This is a genomic window from Streptomyces sp. NBC_00510, assembly GCA_036013505.1.
In the GTDB taxonomy this organism is placed as follows: domain Bacteria; phylum Actinomycetota; class Actinomycetes; order Streptomycetales; family Streptomycetaceae; genus Actinacidiphila.
In genome coordinates this window covers 3,846,361-3,861,649 of sequence record CP107851.1, presented here as the reverse complement: position 1 = coordinate 3,861,649, position 15,289 = coordinate 3,846,361, and the positions used below count along the sequence as shown (strand labels likewise).

20 protein-coding genes and 2 pseudogenes are annotated in these 15,289 nt (G+C 71.9%); 13 read left to right on the top strand and 9 right to left on the bottom strand.

Going from position 1 to position 15,289, the window contains the following annotated elements; all coding sequences use genetic code 11:
* Window positions 1-262: 262 nt before the first annotated feature.
* Window positions 263-1,629: pseudogene (locus OG937_16970) on the top strand (alpha-2,8-polysialyltransferase family protein).
* A 16-nt stretch (window positions 1,630-1,645) separates the two neighbouring features.
* On the opposite strand, the gene OG937_16965 reads toward OG937_16970, so the two are convergent.
* Window positions 1,646-2,122 (bottom strand): hypothetical protein, encoded by a 477-nt coding sequence (locus OG937_16965; protein WUD73259.1) that lies wholly within the window; start codon window positions 2,120-2,122, stop codon window positions 1,646-1,648.
* 618 nt (window positions 2,123-2,740) lie between these two features.
* On the opposite strand from OG937_16965, the gene OG937_16960 reads away from it, so the two are divergent.
* On the top strand, window positions 2,741-3,142 hold the full coding sequence (locus OG937_16960) for a helix-turn-helix domain-containing protein (protein WUD73258.1): 402 nt from the start codon (window positions 2,741-2,743) through the stop codon (window positions 3,140-3,142).
* A gap of 287 nt (window positions 3,143-3,429) precedes the next feature.
* The gene (locus tag OG937_16955) at window positions 3,430-3,690 is read left to right on the top strand and encodes a hypothetical protein (protein WUD73257.1); all 261 of its coding nucleotides are present in this window, start codon (window positions 3,430-3,432) and stop codon (window positions 3,688-3,690) included.
* A gap of 87 nt (window positions 3,691-3,777) precedes the next feature.
* Here OG937_16955 and OG937_16950 read toward each other — a convergent pair whose 3' ends face one another.
* Complete coding sequence (locus tag OG937_16950; protein ID WUD73256.1) at window positions 3,778-4,104, bottom strand: hypothetical protein; 327 nt, start codon at window positions 4,102-4,104, stop codon at window positions 3,778-3,780.
* Window positions 4,105-4,399: 295 nt separating this feature from the next.
* Window positions 4,400-4,660, bottom strand: coding sequence for a hypothetical protein (locus tag OG937_16945; protein ID WUD73255.1), 261 nt, complete (start codon window positions 4,658-4,660; stop codon window positions 4,400-4,402).
* A 361-nt stretch (window positions 4,661-5,021) separates the two neighbouring features.
* On the opposite strand from OG937_16945, the gene OG937_16940 reads away from it, so the two are divergent.
* From OG937_16940 to OG937_16905, 8 genes are all read left to right on the top strand, one after another.
* On the top strand, window positions 5,022-5,237 hold the full coding sequence (locus OG937_16940; GenBank protein WUD73254.1) for a hypothetical protein: 216 nt from the start codon (window positions 5,022-5,024) through the stop codon (window positions 5,235-5,237).
* Window positions 5,238-5,283: 46 nt separating this feature from the next.
* Window positions 5,284-5,496, top strand: coding sequence for a hypothetical protein (locus OG937_16935; protein ID WUD73253.1), 213 nt, complete (start codon window positions 5,284-5,286; stop codon window positions 5,494-5,496).
* Window positions 5,497-5,629: 133 nt separating this feature from the next.
* On the top strand, window positions 5,630-7,402 hold the full coding sequence (locus OG937_16930) for a hypothetical protein (GenBank protein WUD78774.1): 1,773 nt from the start codon (window positions 5,630-5,632) through the stop codon (window positions 7,400-7,402).
* Between the two features lie 77 nt (window positions 7,403-7,479).
* A complete protein-coding gene (locus tag OG937_16925; GenBank protein ID WUD73252.1) occupies window positions 7,480-8,166 on the top strand; it encodes a hypothetical protein in 687 nt (228 codons plus the stop codon).
* A gap of 99 nt (window positions 8,167-8,265) precedes the next feature.
* Window positions 8,266-8,565 (top strand): transposase, encoded by a 300-nt coding sequence (locus tag OG937_16920; GenBank protein WUD73251.1) that lies wholly within the window; start codon window positions 8,266-8,268, stop codon window positions 8,563-8,565.
* Complete coding sequence (locus OG937_16915) at window positions 8,565-9,248, top strand: IS3 family transposase (protein ID WUD78773.1); 684 nt, start codon at window positions 8,565-8,567, stop codon at window positions 9,246-9,248. Before OG937_16920 ends, OG937_16915 begins: the two co-directional genes overlap by 1 nt.
* The gene (locus tag OG937_16910; protein WUD73250.1) at window positions 9,245-9,490 is read left to right on the top strand and encodes a hypothetical protein; all 246 of its coding nucleotides are present in this window, start codon (window positions 9,245-9,247) and stop codon (window positions 9,488-9,490) included. Before OG937_16915 ends, OG937_16910 begins: the two co-directional genes overlap by 4 nt.
* 1 nt (window position 9,491) lies before the next feature.
* Window positions 9,492-9,716, top strand: a complete 225-nt coding sequence (locus tag OG937_16905) for a hypothetical protein (GenBank protein WUD73249.1) — start codon at window positions 9,492-9,494, stop codon at window positions 9,714-9,716.
* On the opposite strand, the gene OG937_16900 is transcribed toward OG937_16905, so the two are convergent.
* From OG937_16900 to sodN, 3 genes and pseudogenes are all read right to left on the bottom strand, one after another.
* Complete coding sequence (locus tag OG937_16900; GenBank protein ID WUD73248.1) at window positions 9,711-10,085, bottom strand: helix-turn-helix domain-containing protein; 375 nt, start codon at window positions 10,083-10,085, stop codon at window positions 9,711-9,713. The genes OG937_16905 and OG937_16900 overlap by 6 nt on opposite strands.
* 289 nt (window positions 10,086-10,374) lie before the next feature.
* Window positions 10,375-10,704: pseudogene (locus OG937_16895) on the bottom strand (DUF3471 domain-containing protein).
* A gap of 408 nt (window positions 10,705-11,112) precedes the next feature.
* Window positions 11,113-11,508, bottom strand: a complete 396-nt coding sequence (gene sodN / locus OG937_16890) for a superoxide dismutase, Ni (protein WUD73247.1) — start codon at window positions 11,506-11,508, stop codon at window positions 11,113-11,115.
* 138 nt (window positions 11,509-11,646) lie between these two features.
* On the opposite strand from sodN, the gene sodX reads away from it, so the two are divergent.
* Window positions 11,647-12,081 (top strand): nickel-type superoxide dismutase maturation protease, encoded by a 435-nt coding sequence (gene sodX, locus OG937_16885; GenBank protein WUD73246.1) that lies wholly within the window; start codon window positions 11,647-11,649, stop codon window positions 12,079-12,081.
* On the opposite strand, the gene OG937_16880 is transcribed toward sodX, so the two are convergent.
* Complete coding sequence (locus OG937_16880; protein ID WUD73245.1) at window positions 11,985-12,614, bottom strand: CGNR zinc finger domain-containing protein; 630 nt, start codon at window positions 12,612-12,614, stop codon at window positions 11,985-11,987. The two genes, sodX and OG937_16880, sit on opposite strands and share 97 nt — an antisense overlap.
* A gap of 79 nt (window positions 12,615-12,693) precedes the next feature.
* On the opposite strand from OG937_16880, the gene OG937_16875 reads away from it, so the two are divergent.
* Window positions 12,694-13,458, top strand: coding sequence for a class I SAM-dependent methyltransferase (locus tag OG937_16875; GenBank protein WUD73244.1), 765 nt, complete (start codon window positions 12,694-12,696; stop codon window positions 13,456-13,458).
* A gap of 69 nt (window positions 13,459-13,527) precedes the next feature.
* Here the strand turns inward: OG937_16875 and OG937_16870 are convergent, their stop codons facing one another.
* A complete protein-coding gene (locus OG937_16870) occupies window positions 13,528-14,280 on the bottom strand; it encodes an amino acid ABC transporter ATP-binding protein (GenBank protein ID WUD78772.1) in 753 nt (250 codons plus the stop codon).
* Window positions 14,281-14,312: 32 nt separating this feature from the next.
* Complete coding sequence (locus OG937_16865) at window positions 14,313-15,263, bottom strand: amino acid ABC transporter permease (GenBank protein ID WUD73243.1); 951 nt, start codon at window positions 15,261-15,263, stop codon at window positions 14,313-14,315.
* Window positions 15,264-15,289 lie beyond the last annotated feature (26 nt).

Genomic DNA, 15,289 nt, shown 5'->3' with positions numbered 1-15,289 from the left:
CGGGTCACTCGGGCACGGGCGGGGATCCTCCCCGCTCCTGCCTACGCGTCGAACGGGCGGCGCGCGGATCGACACGTCGGCGAAGTTTTTTTCTGCGGACGTGCTCCGGGGCCGTTCCGGGCCCCGCTCACTCGGACCGGTGATATCCGGCGCCATGGCTTGGACCGGGAGGAACCGGTCCGTGATGCTGGGCCACGAGCGGCAGCGCCGCGCCCCGGACCGGATGCCGCGCCGGGCGCGCGGCGACACGAAGGACGAGTGGATGACCCAGATCTTCTTCGCCGCCACCCCTTACGCGGCGGCGACCGTCACGGCGGCCATCCGGGCGGGGTTGTTCGGACCCCGTGGGGGCCGCCGCCGTCTCCTCGTGGTGAGCGACGTCTCGGCCGTCCCCGAGCTCGCCACGCCCCTCGACCGCACGCCGGGCTTCGCCGCGCTGCGGCCCGAGTACGACGCCGTGCGCTCCTGGAACGCCGCCATCGCCCCGCACCACCCGGCCGACTGGTCGCCCCGCGAGGAGGACCTCACCCTGTGGGAGCGGGCCCTGCGGCTCGCCTGGGAGCTCGGCGAAGGGCCCGTGGAGATCGTCTGCGAGGCGCCGCACTCGCCGCCCGCCCGCTCGGTAGCCGAGATCTTCGCCGAGAGCCCGGTCCATGTGTACGCCGCCGGCCTGACGGGCTACGGACCGACCGCCGCCCGGCTGTCCGCCGGCCTCGGCTGCCGTATCGCGCGGCTGCTCCACGTCGACCTGCTGCCGGGGCTGCGCCCGCTGCTGCTCGCCGAGCACGCGGTGGAGCCCGTGGCCGTCCCCAAGGACGTGCTGCTGAGCACGCTCCAGGGCATGGCCGCCCTCGTCCCGCCGGTTCCCGAGCGGCACACCGCACTCCTGCTCGGCGAGCACCTGAGCGCGAGCGGCCTCGTCGACGGGCGGGAGGAGGCCGGGCTCCACGTGCGCATGCTCCGCGGAGCGGTCGCGGCCGGTCACACCTCGCTGGTCTACGCCCCCGATCCCGGCGCGCCCGAGGACCTGACGTCCTCGCTCGGCAAGGCCGCCGCCGGGCTCGGCGTGGAACTGGCGGTCCTGGAGGGGCCCGTCGCCGCCGAGGCCCTTCTCGCGCGGTTCCGCCCCGCGCTGGTCGTCGGCTGTTCCTCGACCGCCCTGTTCACCGCCGCGGCCCTGCACGGCATCCCCGCCGCGCGCGTCGGCACCGGACCGCTGCTGGACCGGATCGCCCCGTACGAGAGCGAGGACCGCATCCCGCTCACCCTCGTCGACGCCGCCCTCCCGGACCTGGAGCGGGACGCCGCCCTCGTCGGCCGCTCTCCGGCCCTCACCGCGGAGGTGGTGGAGGGGACCCTCGCCCCGCTGCTGCGGACCGTGGGCTACTGCATGCAGGCCCGTCTCCACCCCGGGCTGCGCCCGGAGGCCGAGGAGTGGCTCCGTCGTCATCTGCCGCGCCACCCCCGGTACTTCAAGCGCCGTCGCCTCACCAGCCTGCACCTGCCCGGGGCAGCCCGGTCCGCGCCGAGGCCCTCCGCCGGCACCGCGCCGTGCGCCGGGTGGTGCGCACCCTGCGCGCCATGCGGGGCGTACGTGCCGTGCGCGGCGGGCGGGCGCTGCGGGTGTGACGGGCCGGCGGCCGTCTCACAGGGGCGCGGGAACGCGCGGCAGGGGGCGGGCGCCGGCGGTCAGCACCCCCAGGCAGGCGATGTAGAGATATGCCGGGCCGGTGAGTTCCACGGCGCCCGTGGAGTGGATCCACAGGGCCGGGTGCCGGGCCGGCCTGCGCGGGTCGGCGGCGGCCAGCCACCCGCCGAGGGTGAGGAAGCGCAGCCCGAGCGGGGACCAGACGTCCTCGGCGCGGGGCGGCACCAGGAAGTACAGGAAGCCGCAGCGCCGGTCCCACATGACGGGCCCGACGGGCGCGGTGCTGTCCTGCAGTCGTGCCAGGACCTCGTGGCCCGGCCGTTCGGGGATCCTGACGGCGTCCCACCGGTGGCCGGCCGGCAGCAGCGTCACCCGGTTCCTGGCGCGTGCCCACTCGTCGAGACTGCGCCGTGGGTCACCGGCTCCTCGGGCGAGCCATGCCGCGAGGGCGGGCCCGCAGAATTCGTCGCACATACCACTCCCGGATTCTGCTGCGAGTGATCGGCGCACGGACACCGTCCGGCCGGGGGAGCCGACGAAGCATGCATATATCTGCTGTCGGCATGTGCGGAGAGCAATGCCCATGACGTTGAATCACTTGATCGGATGGGGCAAAAGCGGCCAGTTTTGGGCAACCGGGTTTCGGGGGCGTTGATCACCCCTAGATTCCGTCCGACGTCACCGGCGCCGGGCGTGACGCGCCGCGTCCCGGCGCGTTGAAGGTACGGGTTTCGGAGGAGGGAGGGCAGTTTTGGCGACGCCGGATGAAACCGCCCGGGGAAGCGCAGAATCACTGTCGGGATTCCGGGGTGCGGACCGCCTTCGCAGGGGAGCCCGGTGGGGCGGTCGGGCGGAAGCGGGTCCGCACCGCGTCGTCCATGGCCATCGGACGAGTTGTCTGATGACATTGGACGCTAGCCCCTGGCGCGCCCCGCGGCAAGCATTTCGCGGCAGTTCGGTCCGGCCGACGTGGCACGCCGGGGTGAAGGTGCAGGTGAGGGGGTGTGGGTCCGGGTCGGGCGGGTGGGGCCGCTGTAGACTCGATCTCACTCGTACGGGTCAACCGACGTGCTAGCAGGAAGAATCCATCCCGTGGTGAACGCACTGCAGGAACTGATCAAGCGCCGGCTGGAGCAGCGGGGCTGGTCGTACGGTGAGGTGGCGCGGCGCGGTGGTGTCCCGCGGTCGACGGTGCATCACCTGGCGACGACGGCGCGGGTGGCCCGGATGCCGCAGCAGTCCACGCTGGAGGGCCTGTCACGGGGGCTGGAACTGCCCCTGGAAGCGGTACGCCGGGCCGCGGCCGAGGCCTGCGGGATCCACCTGTACGTCGAGGACGGCGCCGGCACCACCCCCGACCCCGAGGTCGCCACCCTCATCGCCAGCGTCCAGCAACTGTCCGAAGCCGACCGCCGGCACGTCGCCGCCCTCGTCGAATCCCTCCTCCGCAGCTCCACCGAGCCCCGGTCGGCGTCCGGTCCGGAGTCCGGCTGACCCCTGGGGGCGCGCGCAGGCGCAGGGAACATCGCAACGCCAAACGCCGCTCGGCGACTACTGCGGACGGCCCGGTCCATCTGGTGCAGCAGCGTGCTGATTTGGCCCTTGCTGCTGTCCGCTGACCGGTACCCGGCGTTCGATTGGCCATGCCCATGCCGTGCCTGACGGGGCGTGTGGTGGTGAAGTAACCCAGAACGGACAAAGAGTGGGGAGCACGGGGATATTCTCTCCAGTCTCGGGACGACGAGTTCGTGGACCCGGGGCCTCCGGTGAGAGGGGTGCACGTGCTTGTCGTTCAAGGGGCGACCGCCACCGCCGTCGTCCGCCACCGGACCGGAGAGCCGGTGGTCCTGCTTTCCGGCGAACTCCCCGCGGTCCTCACGCCGGCCGCCCTGAACGAACTGCTGAATCTGGCCGCGGCCGTCCTCACGGCCGAGGAGATGACCCTCTTCCGCAGTTGCCTGACCGCGCTGCGCTGCGGGGAGAAACTCCAGGAACGCCGTATCGAGGTCAGCGGCGCCGTCCTCACCGTCTACAGCAGCTGAGCGGCGGGGCGGACGGAACGGAATGCGCACAGGGGTGGGCCCCCGGGAAAGTCCCCTTCCCGGGGGCCCACGTCATGGGTGGCCGGTTCAGTAGCGGTAGCGGCAGTCGCAGTCGCGGTCCTGCCAGTACCGGTCGAACCCGAAGCGGTCGTACCGCTGGTGGGCGAAGCCGCGACCGTGGCCGCGACCGTGGCCGTGGCCCCGGCCGCGGTCCCAGCGATCGTCCCACCTGCCGTACCCCCACTGGCGTGGCCCGCAGCGGCCGTAGTCCCCGCCCCAGTTGCCGTGCCCGGCGTTCCGGTAGTGGCCGGACGCGGAGTGGGACGGGGTGGCGGATGCCGTCGCCGTCATGGGGACCGCCAGGGCGACCGTGGCCAGTGCCGCCGTTGCGGCAGCGCGAACGAATTTTCTCACCGCATTTCTCCTCAAACTCGGTGAATTGCCGGATGGCCCGCCAGACGTTACTCGGGACTTGTGCCGCATTCATTCCACTGATCGGTGCCGCGCGGCCGAACGGGCGACCCGTCGCCTTACCCCCGGTTTCGGGGGAAAACCGCACCTGAGCTTTGGGAGTTGGTGCTCGGGTATCCCTCGGGAGAGGTTCGGGAAACACCCTCCAGGGTGATCTGTATCCGGCATGTCGCCCGCGCCGGACGTTTTGAAAACGCCCCGGGAAATGCAATCCAAAAAGGGTGGAATTCGGTTCTGGTCAGCTGCTGTAGACGGTGAGGACGGCGCCGCTGACCTCGATACGGCGTTCCTGGAGTTTCTCCCCGCAGCGCAGCGCGGTCAGGCAACTGCGGAAGAGGGTCATCTCCTCGGCCGTGAGGACGGCCGCGGCCAGATTCAGCAGTTCGTTCAGGGCGGCCGACGTGAGGACCGCGGGGAGTTCGCCGGAAAGCAGGACCACCGGCTCTCCGGTCCGGTGGCGGACGACGGCGGTGGCGGTCGCCCCTTGAACGACAAGCACGTGCACCCCTCTCACCGGAGGCTTGGTCGGCCCAAGCACCTCGGGGATCGAGAGGATAGCCACCGGTTCGTCGCGCTTCGCCCCCTCTGCCGGGACTTCCCCACATCGGGCAGGGGGCGGATTGACCCGTTCGAGTGATATCCGGGGGGTGGGGCCGGGTGTCCGAGGTGCCCTCGCCGGCGCTCCCACCTGTCGTTTCCCTTGTGCAGCCGCCGCGTTGACGGACAGTCATGGGTCCGAATCGCTTGCCGGGCCCGTGGTGCCCGACTACTGTCCAACGCCGTCAGACAGATCGTCCGGTGTGGATGGACGGGTCCTGGGACCCGACCCCCGTCCGCACCCCTCGTCCGAAGGATCCCCCATGCTCGACATGCGTGAGCTGGACACCGAGTCCGCGGAGCTGCTGCCCGGCCGCGAGGCCCTGGGCAAGCTCAAGTTCAGCTTCGTCAAGACCACGCACGTGACCAAGCACGTGGCCCACGTCGACGCCCACAACGAGTCGCTCGCGGCCAACGAGTGGTCGCCGTACGCGGTCGCCCAGTCGCAGGCCACCCAGGCCATCAACATCAAGCAGTAGTCGGCGTTCCACCTCCTTCCGCATACCGAGAAAGGTATCCCCCCCCATGAACATGGACCAGCTCGACGCCGAGTCCGCGGAGCTGCTGCCCGGCCGCGAGGCCCTGGGCAAGCTGAAGTTCAGCTTCGTCAAGACCACGCACGTGACCAAGAACATCGCGCACGTCGACGCCCACAACGAGTCGCTCGCGGCGAACCAGTTCTCCCCGTTCGCGGTCGCCCAGTCCGAGGCCGTCCAGGCCATCAACATCCGCCAGTAACAACACCCGTACGTGTGCGGACCGCGCCCGTCGTGGCGCGGTCCGTCTCGGGAGGAAGAGCAGGACGGTGACGGAAAGTCACATTGCTCACGGCCCCGGCCCCACGGGAACGGCGGTGTACGGCGCGGACGTGATGGAACCTCCCCTCCACGACACGGGCTTCCCCGTCCCGCGGCTCGGCGCGGGCCTGCAACTCCTCGGCGAGTACAAGGGCTCGGGGACCACCGAACCCCGGTACATCGTCCGCCGGGGGGACGGGCAGGTCGTGCAGCTGAGCCGGCTGCTGTACCTGGTCGCCCGCGCCATCGACGGGCGGCGCGACACCGAGGCCATCTCGCACCGGGTGAGCGGGCGCTTCGGCCGTGAGGTCAGCGCCGAGAACGTGCACTACCTGATCGAGAACAAGCTCCAGCCGCTGGGCGTCACCGTCCCTTTCGGGCAGGAGGACGACGAGGTCACCGGGCCCACCGCGGACCTCCTGCTCGTCCTGAAGGGCCATCGGGTCATCTTCCGCGAGCGGCAGGTCGCCCGGATCGCCCGCTCCCTGGCCTGGCTGCACCGTCCGCTGGCGGTGACTCTGGTGCTCGCGACGGCGGTCGCCATGGAGATCTGGCTGTTCGCCGTCCACGGGGCGATGACCCCGGTGCTCCAGGTGCTGGAGCAGCCGGTGCTCATGCTCGTGGTGTTCGCGCTGACCGTGGCCTCGCTCGTCTTCCACGAGTTCGGGCACGCCTCCGCGTGCCGCTACGGCGGGGCCCGCCCCGGGGCCATCGGCTGCGGCATCTTCCTCATCTGGCCGTCGATGTACACCGACGTCACCGACGTCTACCGGATCGGCCGGGGCGGGCGCATGCGCACCGACCTGGGCGGCGTCTACTTCAACGTCGTCTTCATACTGGCCCTGGCCGGCGGCTACTTCGCCACCGGGCAGTCCTTCTTCCTCGCCGCCATCTACCTCGCCCACTTCGAGATCATCGAGCAGCTGATGCCGGCCGTCCGGCTGGACGGCTACTACATCCTCGGTGACCTCGCCGGCGTCCCGGACCTCTTCGGCAAGATCAAGCCGATCCTGCGCAGCATGCTCCCGGGCCGCCCGGTGCCCCCCGAGGTCTCCGACCTCAAGCGTTCCGCCCGGATCATCGTCACCACCTGGGTGCTGACGATGGTGCCCCTGCTGCTGGCCGAGCTCGGCTACGTGCTGTGGAACCTGCCGCGCCTGCTCGAGACGAGCCTGCGGTCCCTGGTCGAGCAGCTGACCGGGACCGGTTCCGCCTTCGCCGAGGGCCAGTTCGCCGCCGGGACGGTCGGGGTCATCGGCAGCCTGATGCTGATCTTCCCCTTGGCGGGGGCGGCGTACCTGTCGGTGCGCCTCGGGGGCCGGCTCGTCCGCTACGTCGTCCGTGCCACGGAGGGGAATCTCCGGCTGAGGCTCCTCATCGGCGGGGCCACACTGGCCGGAGCTGCGGCGCTGTGCGCCGCGTGGGTGGGCGGGGTGACCCCCAAGCCGCTGCCACCGCAGCCGCCGATCGCGCCCATCCTGCAGCCCGGAGTGCCCGAGATCAGGCCCCTGCGCCCGGTCGCCCCCGCACCGCTGCCCAGCGTCACCACACCCCCGGTGACCGTGGCCGTGGGCGAGCCGTCGGCGAGCGCGTCCTCGGCCGAACCCTCGGAGTCCGGCTCGGCCGACGCCTCCGCCTCGGCGAGCGGCAGCCCCTCGCCGTCGAACTCGCCCAGCCCGCGGGCCTCGCGCAGCGAACCGCAACCGAGCAGCACCCGGACCACGGCCACGGCAGGGCCGAGCCCGTCCGACGGCTCGCCCTCCGCCACACCGTCGGACTCCGCGACGCCCTCGGAGCCCCCCATCCCGAGCTTCACCGTGTCCTTCCCCGCGCCGCTGCCGACCTGACGCGGGCCGTCCCTCCCCTTCCCCCTTCCCCCTTCCCCCTTCCCCCGACATCCCTTCCACCGGTACAGGAGAAGTCCGTGACGCACCGAAAGCCCCACACCAGCACGGTGGGCCGCAAGGCCGTCCGGCTGGGCATGCTGACCACCGCCGGCCTCGTCGCCCTCGCCACCGCGGCCCCGGCGGGCGCGGCATCGGGGTCGCACATCCCCCGCAGCGTCGGCGCCGCCGTGGACGAGGCGCACACCCTCGCCAACCGGGCGCACCCCGTCCAGTACGACGAGGAGTTCTCGATCCACCAGTTCGGGCCGCTCGTCGCCGCCGCGGCGCACAACCGTGCGGTCGCCGCCTCCGTCGGCTGCTCGCTCTCCCGTCCGTGCCGTTCGATCGCCCTCTCCTTCCAGATCGTCACCACCTCCGGTGTCGACCTCCGGCGGATCAACGCCACGAACATCAGCCGTGCCGTCAACCAGCACTGCACCGGATGCCAGACGTTCGCGGGCGCCTACCAGTTCATCGTGGCGACCCCGCGGCCGCTCACCCTGAGCGCCCGCGACCGGGACCGGCTCGCCGACATCCGGCGCCGGGTGGCCGAGCTGAGGCGGTGCGGCGACCCGATCTCCGAGATCGAGCGCCGCGCGGACGCCCTCGCCGCCGAGGTCAGGGCCGTCCTCGACCGCGCGGCGGCAGCCGTCCCGGCCGGCGCCGGAACCAGCACGCTGCGGGAGTTCCGGCCCACCGTGACCATGCACCGCCACGTCAGCTGACGCCCCCACCGCTTCCGGGCCGGGGGCACGTCCCTCACCTCCCCAAACCCCCAGACGGGTCCCCGGCCCGGGACCACGACCGGCCTTCCGGAGGACGAAGTGCCCAAGCGATACCCGCCCGAGCTGCGCCGCAAGGCCCTCGACCTGCTGGTCGCGGGCGAGCCGGTGAAGAAGGTCGCCCTGGACCTCGGCCTCGGCGACCAGACGATCTACCAATGGCGGCGCACGCACCTGCCGCACCTGGGCAGGCCGCGGCGCGCACCGATGGGCACCGCCGAGCTGACCGCGGCCCGCAGGCGCATCACCGAACTGGAGACCGAACTCGCCGTCCACCGGCGGGTCACCGAGCTGCTGCGCGATGTGGTGTCCCCAAAAGGCGATTTGAGGCCGTGCAGGTGATGGCCGGTGAGGGGCTCCCGATCCGGACCGCCACGCGCGTCCTCGGCATCTCCGAATCGGGGTACTTCACCTGGCGCGGCCGGCCCGCCTCGCCCCGCTCCACCCGGCACCTGTGGCTGACGGACCTCATCAGCTCCATCCACGCCGCCTCGCGCGGCACCTTCGGGTACCGGCGCATCCACGAGGAGCTCACCCTGCGGCACGGCATCCCCATCAGCCACGGCACCGTCGAACTGCTCATGCGGCGTGCCGGGCTCCAGGGCCGCCCCGGGGTGCCCGACCGGCTCTGGGTGACCGACGCCGTCGAACTCGCCACCCGCCAGGGCCAACTGCTCTGCGTGATCGTGCTCGACGCCCACGCCCGTCGGCTGATGGGCTGGAGCACGGGCTCCGCACCGGCCGCCGCCGTGGCGGCGGACGCCCTGAGCAGGGCGGTGCTGCGGCACTCCGTCCACCCCGGGCCCCGGCCCGAGGGGCGCTTCACCACCCTCGTCTTCACCGAACGCGCCCACGCCCGCGGACTGGCGCCCCCCACCGGCCTGGTCGCCGACCGGAACGACCACGCCGTGATCGGCGCCTTCTGGGCCCGGACACAGACCGAACTCCTCGACCATCGCACATGGCACAGCCGGCTCGACCTCACCACAGCCCTGTCCGACTACTTCGAGGGAACCCGAGCATGACCGTGGACCGACCGACGCCCCCGTTGCCGATCTCCTACCTGCTGCGCACCCAGATCCGTGCGGGTCAGACCCTGCCGCCCACGCAGGCGCACCTGGTCATGCTGCACTGCGCCCTCGACGCCGCCGGGGTCCCGGTCCGCCGGGACGACGCGGACGCCGTCGCCAGGATCGCCGAACTCGACTACGCCACCGTCAACGCGGTCATCGGCTGGCTGCGCGGCGTCAGACCGGCGGCGTGCTGACATGGCCCGGACCGCTCCTGCGGAGCGCAGGACACCGCGCCCGGCGTACGGCCGCGCGCTGCTCGGCGCGCTGACGGCGTACCGCTTCGAGCGACCGCCCGTCGAACCGATGGCGGCGCTGTGCGGCCTCGACCAGGACGACTTCCTGTACCGCTGCCGCTCCGCACGCGGCGCAGGACCACCGGACGGCGCGGCGCCGGACGGCCCGGCGGCGGGCGGGCTATGACCGGGTGGAGCTGCGGAGGAGGGATTCGACGAGGGCGGCGACGTGCCGGCGGTCGGCTTCGGACAGTTGCTGGACGCTGGCGATGAGGGTGGCGACCTCGGGGTCGGGGGTGGTGCCGGAGCCGTCCTCGACGTACAGGTGGATCCCGCAGGCCTCGGCTGCGGCCCGGCGTACCGCTTCCAGGGGCAGTTCCAGCCCCCGTGACAGGCCCTCCAGCGTGGACTGCTGCGGCATCCGGGCCACCCGCGCCGTCGTCGCCAGGTGATGCACCGTCGACCGCGGGACACCACCGCGCCGCGCCACCTCACCGTACGACCAGCCCCGCTGCTCCAGCCGGCGCTTGATCAGTTCCTGCAGTGCGTTCACCACGGGATGGATTCTTCCTGCTAGCACGTCGGTTGACCCGTACGAGTGAGATCGAGTCTACAGCGGCCCCACCCGCCCGACCCGGACCCACACCCCCTCACCTGCACCTTCACCCCGGGCTCGGGAGCGTTACCGCCACGGGGGCGAGTCCATCAAAGTCGGGTCGCCCCGCACACGGACTTCCGCGGTATTGCCCCCGCCCTTCCGGAGCGCGTGCCTGCGCGCACGCGGGAGCGCGAGTGACGGCTCGGGGGTGGCGCGCCGGTACCCCGCGGAAGCGCCCCCCGGGCCGTCACTTGCCTCCGGCCCGGGGGGTCCGTCCGGCGGGGGCGGCCCCGGCGGTCCGGGTGAAGGTGCCCAGGCCGTCGGCGTCGAGGTGCTCCACGCGGACCCGGCCGGCCCGGCCGTCCGCACCCAGGGCGAAGGTGACACCGGAGCGGCCCACCGCGTTCTCGCCGGTGGTCTCGTAGCTGAAGGTGCCGCCCGCGTAGTGGCGCAGCGCGAAGCGCACCGGCCCCGGGCCCAGTTCCATCGTCAGGGCGCCGTCGCGGACGCGCACGGTCATCGGGCCGTAGTAGTCGTTGGCGTAGGTCCCGGTGTACGCGTCGTTCGGCGCGGCCGGGGCGGCGCGCGCCCATCGCCTCCCGCACGGAACCGTCCAGGCGGTCCACGGCGCGGGCCACCTGCGCGGCCGTCAGCTGCGGCGGGGGCTGGACGGGCGGGGCGTCCGGGAGCGTGCCGGCGCCGCCGGAGGGGGAGGGGGCCGGTCCGCCCCGGTGCGCGGAGGGTGCCGGGGCGACCGCGCCGGCGAGACCACCGGCGGTCAGCGCGGCCACCAGGCCGAGTGCGGTCAGGGCGCGGGGGCGTGAGGTCCGGACCCGGAGGGAGCGGAGCGGCATGGCGCCCATTCAAAGCGCGCCGGGAGGCCCTGTCCTGCGGTCACGGTCCGATCGGGGGGCGTACGACCGCGCCCGGTCCGCGCGGGCCCTCGCGGGGCCGCCCGGACCGGGCGCGGTGCGCCGACGCCAGGTCAGGCCTTCTTCGTCTCCTGGAAGATGGCGTCGATCTGGTCGATCAGGTCGAGCAGCTTCTGGCCGGTCGCCGGGTCGGTCGAGGCCTTGGCGGCGCTGCCCGCCTTCAGCGCGTCGTTGAAGAGCTGGTGCAGCTGCGGGTACTTCTCGAAGTGCGGCGCCTTGAAGTAGTCGCTCCACAGCACCGACAGGTGGTGCTTGACGAGCTCCGCGCGCTGCTCCTTGATGACGATGGCGCGGGCCCGGAAGTGCGGGTCCTCGTTGGCCTGGAACTTCTCCTGGACCGCCTTGACGGACTGCGCCTCGATGCGGGCCTGGGCCGGGTCGTAGACACCGCAGGGCAGGTCGCAGTGGGCGCTGACCTTGACCTTGGGCGCGAACAGGCGAGCGAGCATGACTGTCCTTCCTCGTGATCGTCTTTCCACCAGGGAGATTACTCCCCTGTCGAGTGGTTTTCTCGGGCGCCCCTTGGTGCTTAGGACAAAAGTCTGGTGTCACCCTGGGCTGGTGGAGCATGGAGGAGGAGGCTGAGCATGCGTGAGCCCGGGCTTGGGCAGAGGAGGAGAGTGCCGTACCAGCTGGTCGAGGTGACAGGTCCGTCGATGGTGCCGACGCTGCAGCACGGCGACTGGCTGCTGGTGCAGCACGTCAGGAGCGCCGCGGAGGTCCGCGAGGGTGACGTGGTGGTGCTGCGCCATCCGCTCCAGCAGGACCTGCTGATCGTCAAACGCGCCGTGGAGCGGCGCGAGGGCGGCTGGTGGGTGCTGGGCGACAACACCTTCGTGGAGAACGACAGCAGGGAGTTCGGCACCGTCCCGGACGAGCTGGTGCTCGCCCGGGGACGGGGGCGCTTCCGGCCGCCGCGCGAGGTTCAGCGGTCGGCGGCCGGTGTGGCGGGCTGGCTGGTGTCCTGCGTCAGGCCGCTCAGGGCGGACCGCTCGTTCTCCAGGCGCTTGCGGGCGCGGTAGGCCGCGACGTTGGCGCGGGTCGCGCAGCGGTCCGAGCAGTAGCGGCGGGACCGGTTGGTCGAGGTGTCGATGTAGGCGTTGCGGCACGTGGTGGCCTGGCAGATGCCGAGCCGGTCCACACCGAGGTCGGTGAGCTGGAAGGCCAGGCCCATGCAGGCGGTCGCGGCGTAGGAGGCGGTCGCCGTGGCCGCGTGCTCGGCGAGGTGCATGTGCCAGTCCGGCCGGCCGCTCTCGTCGAGGTACTCGTGGCCGGAGATCTGCGGGCTGACCGGGAACTCCAGCAGCAGTGCGTTCAGCAGGTCCACGGCGCGCACCTCGTCGCCCTCGGAGGCGGCCTCGAAGACGCCGCGCAGCCGGGTGCGGACGGTGCGCAGCCGCTGTACGTCGGCGTCGCCCACGCGGCCCGCCGCCTGGCTGGCCGGACCGAACAGCTCGCGCACGGCATCGACCGAGGTCAGATGGTCGAGGCCGCGCTCGGGCTCCTCGCTGTTCACCAGGCGCACGGCGTAGTCGGAGTAATAGGCGAGTTCCACTTGTAGTCCTTACGCGTGCGCTCTAAGGTCGGTAATGACTGCTCTTGCTCTAAGGGTATTACGACTGGAGGGGAACCGTATGTCCGACACCACTGCGGCGGTGGCCGACTGGCAGGCCTGGCAGGACAGCTGGGACCGGCAGCAGGAGTGGTACCTGCCGGACCGCGAGGAACGGTTCCGAGTCATGCTCGACATGGTGGAGGCGCTGGTCGGCCCCGCGCCCCGGGTGCTGGACCTGGCCTGCGGCACCGGCAGCATCTCCGACCGGCTGCTGCGGCGCTTCCCGGACGCCGTGTCGACCGGCGTGGACCTCGACCCGGCGCTGCTGACGATCGCCCGCGGCCACTTCGCCGGCGAGCGCAGGATCGAGTTCGTCACCGCCGATCTGCGCGACCCGCGCTGGCCGCAGGCCCTGCAGTACGACACCTACGACGCCGTGCTCACCGCGACCGCCCTGCACTGGCTGAAGCCCGGGCCGCTGAAGGCCCTGTACGGGACGCTGGCCGGCCTGCTGCGCGACGGCGGGGTGTTCCTCAACGCCGACCACATGCCCGACCCCTCGACGCCGCGGCTCAACGCGGTCGTGCGCGAGCTGGACCGGGCCCGCCGCGAGCGGCGGAGGGCGGAGGGCGTGCTGGACTGGGAGCAGTGGTGGGCCACCGCCAAGGCCGACCCCGTGCTGGCCGGTCCCACCGAGGAGCGGTTCGTGATCTACGGTTCCCACGCCGACGGGGACGAGCTGCCCCCGGCCTGGCACGCCGCGGCCCTGCGGGAGGCCGGCTTCGGCGAGGCCCGGGAGGTCTGGCGTTCGGTGTCGGATGCGATCGTCCTCGGGCTGAAGTGATCCGTACCCCGCCGCGGGGGAACGCGTGAGGGGCGGCGCCGGACGGCGCCGCCCCTCACGCACGTCCGGTCAGAGGACCTTGGAGAGGAAGGCCTTGGTGCGGTCGTGCTGCGGGTTGGTGAGCACGTCGCGCGGGTGGCCGGACTCGACGACGACGCCGTCGTCCATGAAGACCAGGGCGTCGCCGACCTCGCGGGCGAAGCCCATCTCGTGGGTGACCACGATCATCGTCATGCCGTCCTCGGCGAGGCCCCGCATGACGTCCAGGACGTCGCCGACCAGCTCCGGGTCGAGCGCGGAGGTGGGCTCGTCGAAGAGCATCAGCTTCGGCTCCATCGCCAGCGCGCGGGCGATGGCCACCCGCTGCTGCTGACCACCGGAGAGCTGGGCGGGGTAGTGCCCGGCCTTGTCTCGCAGGCCGACCCGGTCCAGCAGGGCCAGCGCGCGCTCGCGGGCGACGGCCTTGGCCTCCTTCTTCACCCGCACCGGGGCCTCGATCACGTTCTCGATCGCGGTCATGTGGGGGAAGAGGTTGAAGCGCTGGAAGACCATGCCGATGTCGCGGCGCTTGGCGGCGACCTCGCGGTCCTTGAGCTCGTAGAGCTTGTCGCCCTTCTGCCGGTAGCCGACCAGCTCGCCGTCGACCGAGAGCCGGCCGCCGCTGATCTTCTCCAGGTGGTTGATGCACCGCAGGAAGGTGGACTTGCCCGAGCCCGACGGGCCGATCAGGCAGAACACCTCACGCGGGGCGACCTCCAGGTCGATGCCCTTGAGGATGTGGGCCAGGCCGAAGTGCTTGTGCACCGCCTCGGCCTTGACCATCGGGTGGGCGCCGGTGCCCTTGCTGAAGTCGGTCATCGTGCCACCTCCGGGCGGCGGAAGGTGCCCAGGTTGGCCCTGACCCGCTGCCACGGGGTGGGCGGCAGGTTGCGGGTCGTCCCGCGGGCGTAACGGCGCTCCAGGTAGTACTGGCCGACCGAGAACACCGAGGTGAGGACCAGGTACCAGACCGCGGCGAGGAAGAGCATCTCCACGGTGGCGCCGGTGGTGTTGCCGATGTCGGTGGTGGAGCGCAGCAGTTCGGCGTACTGGGCGGCCTGCGCGGCCAGCGACGAGGTCTTCAGCATGTTGATGAACTCGTTGCCGGTCGGCGGGACGATCACCCGCATCGCCTGCGGCAGCACCACACGGCGCAGGTTCTGGCCCTGGGTCATGCCCAGCGCGTGCGACGCCTCGGTCTGCCCCTCGTCGACGGACTGGATGCCGGCCCGCACGATCTCGGACATGTACGCGGCCTCGTTCAGACCCAGGCCGAGCAGCGCGGCCATGAAGGGGGTCATGAACTGGTTCATCTCGTCCTTGTAGAAGCCGAGATTGATGACCGGGAAGATCAGCGCCAGGTTGAACCAGATGAGCAGCTGGACGTAGACCGGGGTGCCGCGGAAGAACCAGATGTAGCCCCAGGCCACCGAGGAGGTCACGGGGTTCTTCGACAGCCGCATCACCGCGAGCACGATGCCCAGGATCAGGCCCAGCGCCATCGAGACCACGGTGATGATGACCGTGTTCCGCAGGCCCTTGAGGACCGCGGAGTCGAACAGGAAGTCCGGGATCGCCCCGTAGTTCACGTTCGCGTTGGCGAACGCGTTGACCAGCAGCCCCAGCACGGCGAGCACCAGGATCGCCGAGATCCAGCGGCCGTAGTGGCGTACGGGGATCGCCTTGATGGCCTCCGGGCGGGAGGCCGCGGCGGGCGGGGTCCCGGCCGGGGTGCCGGCCGGGACCTTGTCATTCGCTTCGGACATGGAGGGAAGCCTCTTGCTGTCGTGAC